15 protein-coding genes are annotated in these 12,944 nt (G+C 64.9%); 6 read left to right on the top strand and 9 right to left on the bottom strand.

Annotated elements, in window-relative coordinates; genetic code table 11:
* Nucleotides 1–62: 62 nt before the first annotated feature.
* Genes CV770_RS16240 through CV770_RS16230 form a run of 3 tightly spaced genes read left to right on the top strand, consistent with a single transcriptional unit; the run spans nt 63 to nt 2,618 of the window.
* On the top strand, nt 63–617 hold the full coding sequence (locus tag CV770_RS16240; RefSeq protein ID WP_091964704.1) for a nucleoside 2-deoxyribosyltransferase: 555 nt from the start codon (nt 63–65) through the stop codon (nt 615–617).
* 26 nt (nt 618–643) lie between these two features.
* The gene (locus CV770_RS16235) at nt 644–1,378 is read left to right on the top strand and encodes a TlyA family RNA methyltransferase (RefSeq protein ID WP_104463005.1); all 735 of its coding nucleotides are present in this window, start codon (nt 644–646) and stop codon (nt 1,376–1,378) included.
* Nucleotides 1,371–2,618: a class I SAM-dependent RNA methyltransferase gene (locus tag CV770_RS16230; RefSeq protein WP_104463004.1), complete on the top strand. Its 1,248-nt coding sequence runs from the start codon at nt 1,371–1,373 to the stop codon at nt 2,616–2,618. The genes CV770_RS16235 and CV770_RS16230 overlap by 8 nt, the downstream gene beginning before the upstream one ends.
* Nucleotides 2,619–2,628: 10 nt before the next feature.
* Here the strand turns inward: CV770_RS16230 and CV770_RS16225 are convergent, their stop codons facing one another.
* Genes CV770_RS16225 through CV770_RS16205 form a run of 5 tightly spaced genes read right to left on the bottom strand, consistent with a single transcriptional unit; the run spans nt 2,629 to nt 7,563 of the window.
* Nucleotides 2,629–3,480, bottom strand: coding sequence for an ABC transporter permease (locus tag CV770_RS16225; protein WP_104463003.1), 852 nt, complete (start codon nt 3,478–3,480; stop codon nt 2,629–2,631).
* A gap of 2 nt (nt 3,481–3,482) precedes the next feature.
* Complete coding sequence (locus CV770_RS16220) at nt 3,483–4,331, bottom strand: ABC transporter ATP-binding protein (protein WP_104463002.1); 849 nt, start codon at nt 4,329–4,331, stop codon at nt 3,483–3,485.
* Nucleotides 4,328–5,374, bottom strand: a complete 1,047-nt coding sequence (locus tag CV770_RS16215) for an ABC transporter substrate-binding protein (RefSeq protein ID WP_104463001.1) — start codon at nt 5,372–5,374, stop codon at nt 4,328–4,330. The genes CV770_RS16220 and CV770_RS16215 overlap by 4 nt, the downstream gene beginning before the upstream one ends.
* Nucleotides 5,375–5,416: 42 nt before the next feature.
* Entirely contained in the window at nt 5,417–6,631 is a 1,215-nt protein-coding gene (locus tag CV770_RS16210) for a CaiB/BaiF CoA transferase family protein (RefSeq protein ID WP_104463000.1), read from the bottom strand.
* Nucleotides 6,628–7,563: a hydroxymethylglutaryl-CoA lyase gene (locus CV770_RS16205; RefSeq protein ID WP_104462999.1), complete on the bottom strand. Its 936-nt coding sequence runs from the start codon at nt 7,561–7,563 to the stop codon at nt 6,628–6,630. Before CV770_RS16205 ends, CV770_RS16210 begins: the two co-directional genes overlap by 4 nt.
* A gap of 90 nt (nt 7,564–7,653) precedes the next feature.
* On the opposite strand from CV770_RS16205, the gene CV770_RS16200 reads away from it, so the two are divergent.
* Entirely contained in the window at nt 7,654–8,562 is a 909-nt protein-coding gene (locus tag CV770_RS16200; RefSeq protein WP_245453767.1) for a GntR family transcriptional regulator, read from the top strand.
* A gap of 199 nt (nt 8,563–8,761) precedes the next feature.
* Here the strand turns inward: CV770_RS16200 and CV770_RS16195 are convergent, their stop codons facing one another.
* Nucleotides 8,762–9,379: a hypothetical protein gene (locus tag CV770_RS16195; protein WP_104462998.1), complete on the bottom strand. Its 618-nt coding sequence runs from the start codon at nt 9,377–9,379 to the stop codon at nt 8,762–8,764.
* 77 nt (nt 9,380–9,456) lie between these two features.
* Nucleotides 9,457–9,840, bottom strand: a complete 384-nt coding sequence (locus CV770_RS16190; RefSeq protein WP_104462997.1) for a bleomycin resistance protein — start codon at nt 9,838–9,840, stop codon at nt 9,457–9,459.
* Nucleotides 9,841–9,882: 42 nt separating this feature from the next.
* Between CV770_RS16190 and CV770_RS42145 the strand changes: the two genes are divergently transcribed.
* Complete coding sequence (locus CV770_RS42145; RefSeq protein WP_161499996.1) at nt 9,883–10,047, top strand: hypothetical protein; 165 nt, start codon at nt 9,883–9,885, stop codon at nt 10,045–10,047.
* Nucleotides 10,048–10,062: 15 nt separating this feature from the next.
* Nucleotides 10,063–10,836, top strand: a complete 774-nt coding sequence (locus tag CV770_RS16185) for an enoyl-CoA hydratase/isomerase family protein (RefSeq protein ID WP_104463015.1) — start codon at nt 10,063–10,065, stop codon at nt 10,834–10,836.
* A 37-nt stretch (nt 10,837–10,873) separates the two neighbouring features.
* Here CV770_RS16185 and CV770_RS16180 read toward each other — a convergent pair whose 3' ends face one another.
* Complete coding sequence (locus CV770_RS16180) at nt 10,874–11,509, bottom strand: hypothetical protein (protein WP_104462996.1); 636 nt, start codon at nt 11,507–11,509, stop codon at nt 10,874–10,876.
* Between the two features lie 168 nt (nt 11,510–11,677).
* Nucleotides 11,678–12,541 carry a DUF1194 domain-containing protein gene (locus CV770_RS16175; RefSeq protein WP_091964726.1) on the bottom strand — a complete coding sequence of 288 codons (864 nt, stop codon included), beginning with the start codon at nt 12,539–12,541 and terminating at the stop codon, nt 11,678–11,680.
* Nucleotides 12,542–12,944 lie beyond the last annotated feature (403 nt).

Raw genomic sequence — 12,944 nt, 5'->3', positions numbered from 1 at the left:
AGAGGGAGTAGAGCACGCGCTGCGGCTCGCACCTCGATCCAATCTTGTCCGGCGGTGACGCCATGAAAATCTATCTGGCAGGCCCCGACGTGTTCCTGCCGGATGCAATCGAGATCGGCCGGCAGAAGGTCGCGATCTGCGATCGCTACGGGCTCACCGGCCTCTATCCGCTCGACAACGCCATCGACCTCACCGCGCCCGATGCCGCGCGGCAGATCTTTTGCGGCAACGAGGCGATGATGGATGCGGCCGACGCCATCATCGCCAATCTCACCCCGTTCCGCGGCGCAGGCGCCGATCCCGGCACCGTCTACGAGCTCGGCTACATGGCCGGCCGCCGCAAATTGTGCCTGGCCTATTCCAACGACGGCGCCGCCTATGCCGACCGTGTCGGCCGCTTCATGGAGGTCACCTCCGAGGACGGGCGGCTGGTCGATGCGCAGGGGCTGACGGTCGAGGATTTCGGCCTCGTCGACAATCTCATGATGATCCATGCCCTGGAGCTGCACGGCTGCCCGCTGGTGACGCCGGCCGCGATGCCGATCGACGTCTGGCACGATCTGGCCGCGTTCGAGACTTGCGTCCGGATGGCGGCCGCGCGATTGATCGCTACATAAGCGACAGCCCTGTCCTGGAGAGTCGATTGTCCCCTGCCCGCAAGCGCGCAGATGTATTGCTGGTCGAGCGCGGCCTGTTCGAGAGCCGGGCGCGGGCGCGCGCGGCGATCGAAGCCGGCCTCGTCACCGCCGACGACAAGCCGGTCGCCAAACCGTCGGAGACGATTGCCGAGGACGCCGTGATCCAGGCCGAGCCTGCGCACCCCTACGTCTCCCGCGGCGGCGTCAAGCTCGCCGGCGCGCTGGAGCGGTATCCCATCGAGATCGAGGACCATGTCTGCCTCGACGTCGGCGCCTCCACCGGCGGCTTCACCGAGGTGCTGCTGGCGAACGGCGCGAGCCTGGTGTTCGCCATCGATGTCGGCACCAGCCAGCTGCATCCCTCGCTGCGCGACCACCCCAAGATCGTGTCGATGGAGGAGACCGACATCCGCAGCTATGACGGCAAACGGCTGCCGGCACGGCCTGATGTCGTCGTCATCGACGTCAGCTTCATCTCGCTCAAGACCGTGTTGCCGGTGGCGCTGTCGCTGGCCGCAGCGCCGATGAGCCTGCTGGCGCTGATCAAGCCGCAATTCGAGGCTGACAGGAAGCACAACAAGAAGGGCATCGTCCGCGACGCCGCGGTGCACCAGGAGATCTGCGACGACATCGCCGCCTTTGCCGCTTCGCTCGGCTGCACCGACATCGAGATTTTCCCCTCGCCGATCACGGGCGGCGACGGCAATATCGAATTCTTCCTGGGCGCGCGTCGTGGTTGAGCGCATCAGGATCGATCATGTCGGCCATCGCGGCGACGGCGTCTGCCTCGACGCCGGCGAAGCGATCTACGTGCCCTACACGCTTGGCGGTGAGACCGTTGAGGTGGATCACGTCGTGGGCAACCATCCCGACCGCCGCAAGCTGCTCGCGGTCGACGTCGCAAGCCTAGAGCGTATCGAGCCGTTCTGTCCGCATTTCGGCGTCTGTGGCGGCTGCGCCATCCAGCATTGGGCGGCCGAGCCGTATCACGCCTGGAAGCGCGGCATCGTGGTGGAGACGCTGGCGCAGGCCGGCATCGATTGCGAGGTGGCGCCGCTGGTCGATGCCCATGGCGCCGGCCGCCGGCGTATCACGCTGCACGGCCGGTTCGGCACGCATGACATCCTCAAGGTGGGCTTCTCGGCGACAAGCTCGCACGACGTCATCCCGATCCATCGCTGCCCGATCCTCGATCCCGCACTCGATGGCGCGCTCGATGCCGCCTGGGCGCTCGCCGAGCCGCTGACGTCCAGGATGCCGGTGACCAAGCCGCTGGACATCCAGGTCACCGCCACCGCCAACGGCCTCGATGTCGACGTGCGCGGCTCCGGCCCGCTGCCGACGGCGCTCGTCACCGCGCTCTCGCGCGTCGCCGAGCAGCATCGCCTGTCGCGGCTGACGCGGCATGGTGAATTGGTGCTGCAACGCCTGGCGCCGACAATAAAGATGGGCCGCGCAGAGGTGACGCTGCCGCCAGGCTCGTTTCTGCAGGCGACCGTGGCGGGCGAAGAGACGCTGGCAGCGCTCGTCGCCGAGCGCATCGGCAAGGCCAAGGAGGTTCTCGACCTCTTCTGCGGCGTCGGCCCGTTCGCCTTGCGGCTCGCCGAAAAAGCCCGCGTCACCGCCTATGACAACGACGCCGGTGCGATCGCAGCGCTGGCAAAAGCCGCGCGCACGCCGGGCCTGAAGCCGATCAAGGCCGAGCCGCGCGATCTGTTCCGCCGTCCGTTGGTGCCTCCGGAGCTGCGCGATTTCGATGCCGTGGTATTCGACCCGCCGCGCCAGGGCGCACAGGCGCAGGCGCTCAAGCTCGCCGCAAGCAAGGTGCCGGTGGTGGTCGCGGTGTCCTGCAACGTCGCGACCTTTGCCCGCGACGCGCGGCTGCTGATTGACGGCGGTTACCGGCTGGAGGGGGTGGTGCCGGTCGATCAGTTCCGCCACACGCCGCATGTGGAGCTGGTGGCGCGGTTCAGCCGTTGAGGTCAGGCCGCTATGCCGACGGCTCGAATTGCGGCTGCCATCGCAGCAAATAGGACTGCAGCGAGCGTACCGCGATCGCCAGCAGGATGCCGACGAACATCATGACGAAGATGGCCACCATCATCTCGCTGGCATTGGCGCGCGCCTCCGCTTCGATGATGAGCTTGCCGAGGCCGCGCTCGGCGCCGATGAACTCGCCGACGATGACACCGATCAGCGCAAAAGACACCGCCGGTAAAAGCGAAGCGAACACCCAGGCGAGCGCGGACGGGATCACGACGGTCCGTAGCACGGTGAACTCGCTGGCGCCGAGCAGACGGGCGGCAGCGATCTGGTCGCGGTCGACCGCACGCGTTCCCTCGAACGTGTTGAAGAACACCACGAAGAAAACGACGAGCCAGGCGGTCGCGATCTTGGAGAGGTCGCCGAGACCGAAGATCAGGATCACGAGCGGCACCAGCGCAATGCGCGGTATCGAGTTGAGCGCCACGATGTAGGGTCCGAACACGCGGGCAAGGAAATCCGAACGGCCGAGGACCAGGCCAGCCGCGATGCCGCTCGCAGAGCCGAACAGAAAGCCCCACCAGGTGTTCTTCAGCGTGACGAGCGTGGCGAGCCAAAGATTGTTGTCGTTGCCCCTGATGCAGGCGGCAAAGCCGCCGGCGTCAGAGAAGCAGCCGAGCCGCAGAAAGCTCTGCCAGATCAGCGACGGCTTGGCGACAAAATAGGGATCGAGGATTTTGGGCACGTAAGCCCTCGGCAGCAGCGCCTTGCTCCATTCAAAGCCCCACTGCCAGATGACGAGCACGGCCGCGAGAATGGCCAATTGCCAGAACAGGATCACGGTGCGGCTGTTGGACATGGTCAATCGGCCCGGGTGCGGCGGAATTCTTCGCCGAGGGAGTGCCAAATGTGAGAATAGAGGCGACCGAATTCGGCGCTCTCGCGCACGGCCACGGGGTCACGCGGCCGCGGGATGGCGACGTCGAAGTCCTCCTTCAGTCGCCCGGGCCGCGCCGAAAGCAGGATGATGCGGCTCGCCAGCGTCAGCGCCTCGCCGAGATCGTGCGTCACGAACAGCACGGTCTGCCGCTCGCGCTCCCAGATCTCCAGCAGCGTCTTGTGCATCTCCAGCTTGGTGTGGGTGTCGAGCGCGCCGAACGGCTCGTCCATCAGCAGGATCTCAGGCTCGAGGATCAGCGTGCGCATCAAGGCGACGCGCTGGCGCATGCCGCCGGACAGCATGCGTGGAAAGCTCTGCCCAAACCCCGAGAGCCCGGCCTTCTCGACCGCCGAAGCGACGCGGCTGGCGCGCTCGGTCTTCCGCAATCCCGCGATCTCCAGCCCATAGCCGATGTTCTGCTCCACGGTTCGCCAGGGAAACAGCGTATCGCGCTGGAAGACATAACCAACCCTGGGGTTGACCTTGCCGGTCTCGACCGTGTCCTGATCGATCAGGATGCGTCCACCAGAGCGCGACAACAACCCCGCGACCATGTTGAGAATGGTGCTCTTGCCGCAGCCGGACGGACCCAGCAGCGCAACGAATTCGCCCTGCTTGACCTCGAAGGAGACGTCATCCACCGCCACGAACTCGCGGCCGGACGCGTTGAAGCGCTTGGCAAGACCCTGCACGGCAATGCGGACGCGCGCTGCCGCCGTTTGATCCTCGTCGCGCGCGAGCGCAAGGCCCTGGCCCGACGCGGCGATCATTTGTACTTCGCCCTGGCCGCCTGGAGGAAGCTCATGTCGACGGCATCCTCGTATTTGGTCTCGGGAATATCCGTGCCCTTGCGGTACCAGGGCCTGGCGCCGCGTTCGAACGCAGTCTTGTCGATGACACCGTCATAGGCCCAGGTCGACTTGTCGAAACCGAGCTCGGCACTGACCGCATCGGGATCGATGCCCGAGAAATATTTCGGCGTGACCAGCGCCTGCACCTCCGCGAGCGGCGCCGCTTTCACGAACGCCATGGCGCGGTAGATCGCATTAACGTAGGCCTGCACCAACGCCTTGTCCTGCTCCACCGTGTCCTGGAGCGTGTAGATCACGAGCACAGGCAGCGTGCCGCCGAAATCCTTCTCGAACACGCCCGGCTTGGACGTGTCGTAAATCGTCTTGCCAAACCCTTTCTTCTCGACCTCGACGATCCAGCTCGGCGGCGCCATGATGGCGTCGAACTGCTTGGTCTGGAGCGAGGGGAACATCGTGTTGGTCCCGCCGCCCGCGACCCAGTTCACCTTGTCGCCGAGCCCGCGCGCTTCGAACACATAGGTGCCGAACACCCAGGTGCCCGAGCCGATGGCGGTCGCCGCAACGATCGGCTTGGCACCGTCGGCGCGCTTGTACTCCGCGAGCTTCTCGACCGAATTGATGCCGCTGTCGTGGAGGTCCTGCCGGACCATGATGTTGGCGTAGGAGCACACCATCTCGGTTGCGAGCAGGATCTTGCAGGGCTTGCCGCGGGCGCCGAGCTGGAGCGGGTGGCTGGCATCGCCGTGCGCGAACAGCGCCTGCCCTGCCGCCAGCGTCTGGCGTCCGAACGTCCCGGCATTGCCGGTGATGAGCTTTGAATCGAGCCCTTCGTCCTTGAAGTACCCTTTCAGCTCGGCGATCATGCCGATGGCGTAGACCGGCGACACCGGTCCGAACGCAAGGGAGACCTGCTTGCTCTGCGCAAGCAATCGTCCCGGCAACAGCGATGCTCCGGCCAATGCGGAGCCCGCGATCAGCGCCTGGCGCCTGGTAATGCTCATGTGCTCCTCCTCCCTCGTTTTCTGTTCGATTACGCCGATCGGTCAGGACGGCGCGACCTTGATCGTCCCTGCTTGTCGCAGCGCTTCGATGTCTTCCGGAGACATGCCGATCTCGCGCAGGATCTCGCCGCTGTGCTCACCGATCCCAGGTGGATCGTAGCGGTTGGGCAGGCGCCTTCCGTCCATGGAAATCGGCAAGAGCGGCGTCTTGGCCTCGTTACCGTCGGGCAGCCTGATGTCGGTCAGGCCGCCCGATTGGTTCAGATGCGGATCATCGAAGAGATCGCCGGGCTTGTTGACCGGCGCGTAGGGCAGATCAAGCTGCTCGAGGCGCGCGGCGAGATCGGCCTTGTCCCATTGCTTGAAGATCTTCGCGATTTCCGGGATCAGCCAGCCGCGATGATCGACGCGGTCATTGCTCGTCGCAAAGCGCGGATCAACGAGCCAGACTTCACGATCGAAGGCACGACAGAACGCCTCCCATTGCTCCTCGCCGACGATGGTCACGAACAGCTTCGATCCGTCCCTGGTGTCGAAGAGATCGTAAACCGGCCACGGGCTGTCCTTGATCGAATAGGGAATCGAAGGCTGGCCGCTGACCACCTCGCACATCATGGCCTGCGCCATCAGGAACACGTTGTTCTCGTAGAGCGCGCTCTGGATGTAACGGCCGCGGCCGGTGCGCTGCCGCTCGGCGAGCGCCGCCTGGATCGCGATCACGCCGAACATGCCGCCCATGACGTCGTTGACCGAGGCCCCGGCACGCATGGGACGGTCGGGCAGGCCGGTCATGTAGGCGAGGCCGCCCATCATCTGCACGACTTCGTCGAGCGCGAGGCGGTTCTCGTAGGGGCCGGGCAAATAGCCCTTGAGTGAGCAATAGATCAGGCGGGGCGCGAAGGCCGCGACGCTCTCGTAGTCGAGGCCGATCCGCTTCAAGAGGCCCGGCCGGAAATTCTCGATCAGGACATCGCTGTTCTCGATCAGCCTGCGTGCGATGTTCTGGCCGGCCGCGGTCGACGTATCCAGCGCGATGCTGCGCTTGTTGCGGCTGTAGGTGGCGAAGAAGCCGGCGGCTGGGCCTTTGAAAGTGCGGGTGCGGTCGCCCTTGGGCGGCTCGACCTTGATCACGTCGGCACCGAGATCGGCCAGGATCAAGCCGCAGCTCGGCCCCATCACCATCTGACTGAACTCGACGACGCGAAGCCCGGCGAGCGGGCGAAGCTCCGATGCCGTCTCACGTGCAGCTGTGGTCATGCCGCGCTCCGCAGGACTTTGGGAATGCCGGCCTCGTGCAGATGCCCCGTCAAATGTTTTGCCGGGATATGACGGGCGAGAATCTCGCGCGTCTGCATCAGACGGTCGAGGTCGATGCCGGTGGAGAGGCCCATGCGTTCCAGCATGAACACGAGGTCCTCGGTGACGATGTTGCCCCGCGCACCGGGAGCAAAGGGGCAGCCACCGAGGCCTGATACGGCGGCGTCGAAACGGCGGATGCCGGCTTCGAGGCCCGCGACCGCATTGGCGAGGCCCGCACCGAGCGTGTCGTGCAGATGCAGCCGCAGCGTCATTTGCGACCCGACCTCACGCCGCACGCCTGCAACGATCTGCCCGATCAGTTTTGGGGTGGCATAGCCGACGGTGTCGGCAAGCCCGATCTCGTCGGCGCGGGCCTCGGCGAAAGCGCGCGCCAGCCGGCACACCGCTGCTTCGCTCACCTCACCTTCCAGCGAGCAGCCGAAGGCGGTGGAGATCGCGCCCATCAGTTGCGGCCGCTGGCCCGCGGGCCGGGCGTCGATCGCGGCGCGAACCGCGCGAAATCCCTCGATCTGCTCATCGACCGAGCGGCGCACATTGGCCTGGTTGTGCGTCTCGCTCGCCGAGATGACGAAATAGATGGCGTCGACACCGGCGGCGATGGCGCGCTCGGCGCCCTTCACGTTCGGCACCAGCGCACCAATGGTTGCCGATTTGTGCGTGCGCGCGTGCGCCATCACCGTATCGACGTCGGCGAATTGCGGCACGACCTTTGGCGGCACGAACGAGCCGGCATCGATCTCGCGCACGCCGGCAGCAGCGATCGTGTCGATCAACGCGCATTTGGCTTCGGTCGGAACGAAGATGTCGAGATTCTGCAGACCATCGCGGGGAGCGACCTCGCAAATATGGACATCCGGCGCGCGCGCCATCGGGCTCTCCCTGGAGTTGATTGTATATTGTTGCATAAAAGAACAATCCATGGGACAGTCTGTCAAGCCCTAAACTTTGCGTGCACTGCAATGACTGCATCCGACAGTTCCCGACAACGCACTGACAAGAACGGTTCCGAACGCGCCGAACACCTTGCCGGGCTGATCATGGCGCTGGCCCGGCGCGAAGGCATGAAGGCCGGCGACCGCTTGATCGAACAAAGGCTTGCCGACGCGCTGGACCTTTCACGCGCGCCGATCCGGCTCGGCCTCAAGGCTCTGGAGGCCGCGGGGTTGGCGCGCGGCGAGCCGCATCGCGGCTTTGTGCTGGCCAAGAATCCCACCAGCGGCGCAGCCCAACCGGCGCTCGCGGCAGTCAGGCGCAACGAGCAGGTTTATGCGTCCGTCGCAGGCGACGTGCTCGCGAGCCGGCTGCCGACCGAAGTTACCGAAGCGGAGCTGATGCGCCGCTATGACGTCACGCGGGCCGAGCTGCAGCGGCTGCTCGACCGGATTGCTGCCGAGGGCTGGATCGCGCGCCTGCCGGGCTATGGCTGGCGTTTCGCAGAGACAGTCTCAAGTCCCGAATCTCAAGCACAGGCCAAGGCGTTTCGTGCGGTGATCGAGCCGGCAGCAATCGCGCAGCCGGGTTTTGCCCTGCCGCAGGAAGTGATCGTACGTCTGCGCGAGCGCCAGCAGCGCGTCTTCGAAGGCGAGCTCGAGAAGATGACGATCGGCGAGATCTTTCACTCCGGTTGCGAATTCCACGAAGACATTATCCGCGGCGCCGGCAATCCCTTTTTTCTCGAAGCGCTCAAGCGCGTGAACTCGATCAGACGCCTGTTCGCCTACCGCAGCTTCGCCGACCGCGACGGCATGCGGCGTCACGTGCGCGAGCATCTGCGCCTGCTCGACATTCTGGAAACCGGGCGTTATGCCGAAGCGGCGGAACTGATGGCCAAGCACCTGCAACGGCCGCTGGTGGCGGGCTTGTCGTGATGCCCAAACCAGGATTGCGTGCCCCCGTCATCCGAACTTGATTCCGGTCAATCGTTCTGAGCCGCTGCTGCTAAGCGCATCCTGCGCAAGGGCATGGAGCGACGCTGTGGCTACCCCACGGCCATCACCTCTTGTCAGTTTTGGCGGCGCCGCCGAAAACCTTGTTCTCGCGGCGTCCGCCGGAACTGGTGATGCGATCCTAACGCCGAAGGCCGCTCAGGGCCGGCGACTCGCCGGGCAGCATGTTCGACCTGATATCGCTGTCCATGCGACCCGAGTCCTGCTGGATGAAACCGGCGCCGAACGACAGGCTGAGATTGGACGTCGGTTTGAACTCGACACCCGCAAATGCGCTGGTGCCGGGGGCCGCGCCCGAGGTCAGCGGCGCCACCGAGCTGCCGATGCCATTGCCATATTTCAACGTGTCGATGCCGGCAAAGAACGTCACGGGCAAGCCGCCAGCTGTCTTGGTGGTGTAGCCGAACTGCGTGCTGTCATAGGAGAGCGCGCTGAAATTGCCGGCAAGTCCGCTCTGACTAAGTCCAGTCTGACTGAGCCCGCTCCAATTGAGGTTGCCGCGCTGGCTGCCGACGAAGAGGCCGTTCGCAAAATTAGTGCGCCCGCCTGCGTCACCGGCATTGAAGCTTGGAAAATTGCCGTAAGGATCCGAGCTCTGGCCATCGCTGCCGCCAAAGCCAAACGGTCCGCCCGGTATGACATACCTCAGCGGTGCAACTTGCGCATCAACGGAGGTGCCGCCGAGCCAGAGCACGGCGAAGATGGCTGCAAGACCGCATGAAGTTGCAAGGCGGGACATTCAGGTAACCTTCGAAAACCTCGCAAATCATACCCTCCGGCGATGAGGAATGCCAGCGAGGCTGCGCCGGCATCGCCTCACCCGGGTTCCGGGATACCCATGCCGAAGGTGAGTTGATTGCCGTCGGCATCAACGATGTCGAAATCGCGCATGCCGTAATCGCGATCCTCCGGCTGGTTGATGGGCCTGGCGCCACGGCCGGACAATTCGGCATAGAGCTGGTCGACGTCGCGGACGAAAATGCAGAGGCCGCCCTGCCCGGGCAATCGTTTCGTCCTGGCCGCTGCAAGCAGATGCAGGGCGACCTCCTCGTGGCAGAGGCAGGCATAGGACAGGGGCGCACCATATTCGAAGGTGACCTCGAACCCGAGCACGTCGCGGTAATAGACGAGGCTCGCGGCGATGTCGGAGACGACGAAAACGGTGGCGGAGTCGGCCATCATGGGATGTTCGTCGGTCATCTGTCCTCTCCGTCGCGAGCAATCTCCCGCACGCAGCCTAGCATGCGCGCCCGAGGTCTTGCACGGGTCGCGCCGCAACGTAAGCTGATCCCGCATCTGACGGAACGGACTGACGATGTCTGGCGGCTGATCGGCGATGGCGCCCTTGCGGCCGCCCGCGAAGTCTTGCGCAAGATCGAGCGGCAGTTGAAGGTGCTGCCTCAATGAAGCATGGAGAACTCGGTGACCTCTGACAATCCCGTCGCGTACGAATGCGTTGGCAACATCGCCCGCATCACGCTGCGCCGCCCGCCCGTCAATGCGCTGAGCCTCGAGATGATCCGCGCAGTTGTCGCCGCCTTCCGCCGCGCTGCGGACGACGACGGCGCACGCGTGGTCGTGCTGGCGAGCGCAATTGCAAAACGTTTTTCGGCGGGCCTCGACCTCGACATCCTGCTTGGCAGATCCGGCGCCGAGATCCGGGAATTCCTCCAGGCGCTCTATATCGACCTTTACGATGCACAGTACGGGCTCGGAAAGCCCTCGATCGCCGCGGTCGGCGGTGCGGCGCGCGGCGGCGGCATGACCATGGCGGTGTCCTGCGACGTGGTGCTGGCAGCCGAGAGCGCGACGTTCGGCTATCCCGAGATCGACGTCGGCGTCATTCCCGCGATCCACTACGCGCATCTGCCGCGCATCGTCGGACGACACCGCGCCTTCGAGCTGCTGTTCACCGGCCGGGTCTTCAGCGCCATGGAAGCACGCGAGCTCGGCGTGGTGAACCGCGTCGTCGCGGATGCGGAGCTCGAGGCGGAGGTCGCGAAGCTCGCTGCGCAGTTCACCGCCAAATCGGCTGCGGTGCTGCGGATGGGGCGGGCCGCCTTCATGCGCCAGATCGATCTCGACTATCGCCGCAGCATTGCGAGCGCCGTGGACGATTTCTGCAACGTCGCGACGTCGGATGAGGCGCAGGAGGGCTTGAGGGCGTTCGTGGAGAAGCGGGCGCCGAAATGGTGAGGACAGCAGGCCCCGCGCGTGTCGGAGCGCCGCGCGTTCAGGCCGTCCTGTCCACGGAGGACGATGAATCGGCCGGCGGATATTTCGTCACCGGCACCATGAAGGATTTCGTACCGACCTGGTAGATGACCTTGCCGTTCTGCCCGTCATCGGTCGCGATCTGCGTCTGCCCGAACATGATGACGTTCTTGTAGACGTAGCCGGTTCCCTGGCGCGTGATGCCGTCGGTGGTGACGCTGACCTGCGCTTCCTTGCCGTTGACCGCAAGCACCTTGAAGCTCGCGCTCTTGCCGTTGGCGCTGGAATAGCCGCCCCAGCTTCCCATGAGGCGGCTGTCGGAAGCTGGCGGGGCCTGCTTCTCGAGATTCGCGGTCTGTTTGCCAGCGCCCCCGAAGGAGAACAGCATCACCATGTTCTTGCCGTCCTTGGTGCCGACCGTGACCCCGCCGAAGGTGATGAGCGTGCCCTGGACCTCGGCAAAGCCGCGCTCGGTGTGCCCGTTATGGGTGTACTCGACCTGCGCCCGGGCACCGCGGATGTTCACGACCTTGAAGCCGACGGGCTGGTTGTTGCCCACCCAATTGCCCTTCCAGTCGCCGACCAGAGCACTCTGGTGATACAGGCGCTCGTTGGCGGGCGAAATCTGGTTGGTGCTCGATGAGATGACGGCCATGTGATTGCTCGGAAGACGGGCCCGACAGACCCGCTTCGTTCGGCTTCAGCGATATCGGGACGCCGACTGGAAACGGACAGAAACCGACCGATTAGGGCCATGCACCGGTTAACGAGCCGTTAAGTTCAACTGCCGGTTGGATGGGCAAAAGGTCTCAGCCGGGGGGCTTCATCGCCCCCAGCGGTCCGACCAGATCTTCTCGCCGATCAGGCAATTGACGCGCGGCTCCTTGTCGGCGACGCGCATCACGGGGCGCTCAGGCGTGCGGCCGGCGACCTCCATCAGCAGCTTGGTGCGGATCGCCTCCTTGAACTTGTCACGGTCCTTGATCGTGATGACGAAGGAGCCCGGACCGCCGATGACGCAGTCCTCGTAGTAGAAATCGAGATTGTCGATATCCATGGTCGAATAGGACGGCTCCTTGACCATGATCGGCAGGCCGTTGATGACGACGCCCTTCTCCAGCGCGGCGTCGCGCGCCACCGTGACCGGGCCGCCATTGTTGTTGGGGCCGTCGCCGGAAATGTCGATCACACGGCGCAGGCCCCGATAGGGATCCTCGTCGAACAGCGGCATCGCGAACGTGATCGCGCCGGAGATCGAGGTGCGCGAGGCGCGCCGGATCGGCGTCTTCATGATCTCGGCCGCGACCGCATCCGCCGTCTCCGGCCCGTCGACCAGCCGCCAGGGGATGATGATCTTCTGGTCGCTCGAGGCGGCCCACTCGAAATAGGTCACCGCGATCCGGCCGTTCGGACCGAGCTTCAGCGCCTGAAGAAATTCCTTCGACTGGATTGCCTGCGCATAGCCTTCGCGCTGGATCGCGAGCTCGTCCATGTCCATGGAGTAGGACACGTCGACGGCGAGGATCAGCTCGACGTCGACCGTCTGCGCGTCCCTGTCGGCTGCAAGCCGCTGCGGCTCGTTCTTTGGCGGTTCGAATTTTGGTCCTGGTGCCGCGATGCCCGCGACGTCCCCTCCGGCAAACATGCCGGCAACCAGCACAGCCCCGATCGAGAACAGCAAGCGCATCGCAGTCTCCCGTCGTATGACGCGATGGTGACATGCAATCGCCGAGCCGCAAAGGCCGAAGATCGCTTGCGCTTCACATTCAAGTGCATCGCTGCCGCGCGTCGCCGTCGTTTCGCCATGGCGCTGACACGGGAACAGGCGCGATCTGAGCGCACGTCTCGTCCTTCGAGACGACCGCGAGCCTGTCATCGGGCCGCGCTTTGCGCGGACCCGGTGGCGGTCCCTCAGGATGAGGCTAAGCGTCGGTGCCCGTCGAAACTAGCGCAACGCACTCGGTCCTCATCCTGAGGGCCCGCCAACGGCGGGCGTCTCGAAGGATGGCCACAGGCAAAATCGCTGCATATGCGATTGCCCTGGGAAAGACAGGGTGCTGATAGAGGCCTACACCCCGCCTACTTGTCCG

Source organism: Bradyrhizobium sp. AC87j1 (genome assembly GCF_002936975.1).
Taxonomy (GTDB): Bacteria; Pseudomonadota; Alphaproteobacteria; order Rhizobiales; family Xanthobacteraceae; genus Bradyrhizobium; species Bradyrhizobium shewense.
This window is presented reverse-complemented; position numbering and strand designations above follow the sequence as displayed.

Bases quoted from the DNA above. Each gene is read 5' to 3' on its own strand.
- CV770_RS16240 (WP_091964704.1), top strand. From the start codon at position 63: ATGAAAATCTATCTGGCAGGCCCCGACGTGTTCCTGCCGGATGCAATC.
- CV770_RS16225 (WP_104463003.1), bottom strand. From the start codon at position 3,480: ATGTCCAACAGCCGCACCGTGATCCTGTTCTGGCAATTGGCCATTCTC.
- CV770_RS16220 (WP_104463002.1), bottom strand. From the start codon at position 4,331: ATGATCGCCGCGTCGGGCCAGGGCCTTGCGCTCGCGCGCGACGAGGAT.
- CV770_RS16215 (WP_104463001.1), bottom strand. From the start codon at position 5,374: ATGAGCATTACCAGGCGCCAGGCGCTGATCGCGGGCTCCGCATTGGCC.
- CV770_RS16210 (WP_104463000.1), bottom strand. From the start codon at position 6,631: ATGACCACAGCTGCACGTGAGACGGCATCGGAGCTTCGCCCGCTCGCC.
- CV770_RS16205 (WP_104462999.1), bottom strand. From the start codon at position 7,563: ATGGCGCGCGCGCCGGATGTCCATATTTGCGAGGTCGCTCCCCGCGAT.
- CV770_RS16200 (WP_245453767.1), top strand. From the start codon at position 7,654: ATGACTGCATCCGACAGTTCCCGACAACGCACTGACAAGAACGGTTCC.
- CV770_RS16195 (WP_104462998.1), bottom strand. From the start codon at position 9,379: ATGTCCCGCCTTGCAACTTCATGCGGTCTTGCAGCCATCTTCGCCGTG.
- CV770_RS16190 (WP_104462997.1), bottom strand. From the start codon at position 9,840: ATGACCGACGAACATCCCATGATGGCCGACTCCGCCACCGTTTTCGTC.
- CV770_RS42145 (WP_161499996.1), top strand. From the start codon at position 9,883: ATGCGCGCCCGAGGTCTTGCACGGGTCGCGCCGCAACGTAAGCTGATC.
- CV770_RS16180 (WP_104462996.1), bottom strand. From the start codon at position 11,509: ATGGCCGTCATCTCATCGAGCACCAACCAGATTTCGCCCGCCAACGAG.
- CV770_RS16175 (WP_091964726.1), bottom strand. From the start codon at position 12,541: ATGCGCTTGCTGTTCTCGATCGGGGCTGTGCTGGTTGCCGGCATGTTT.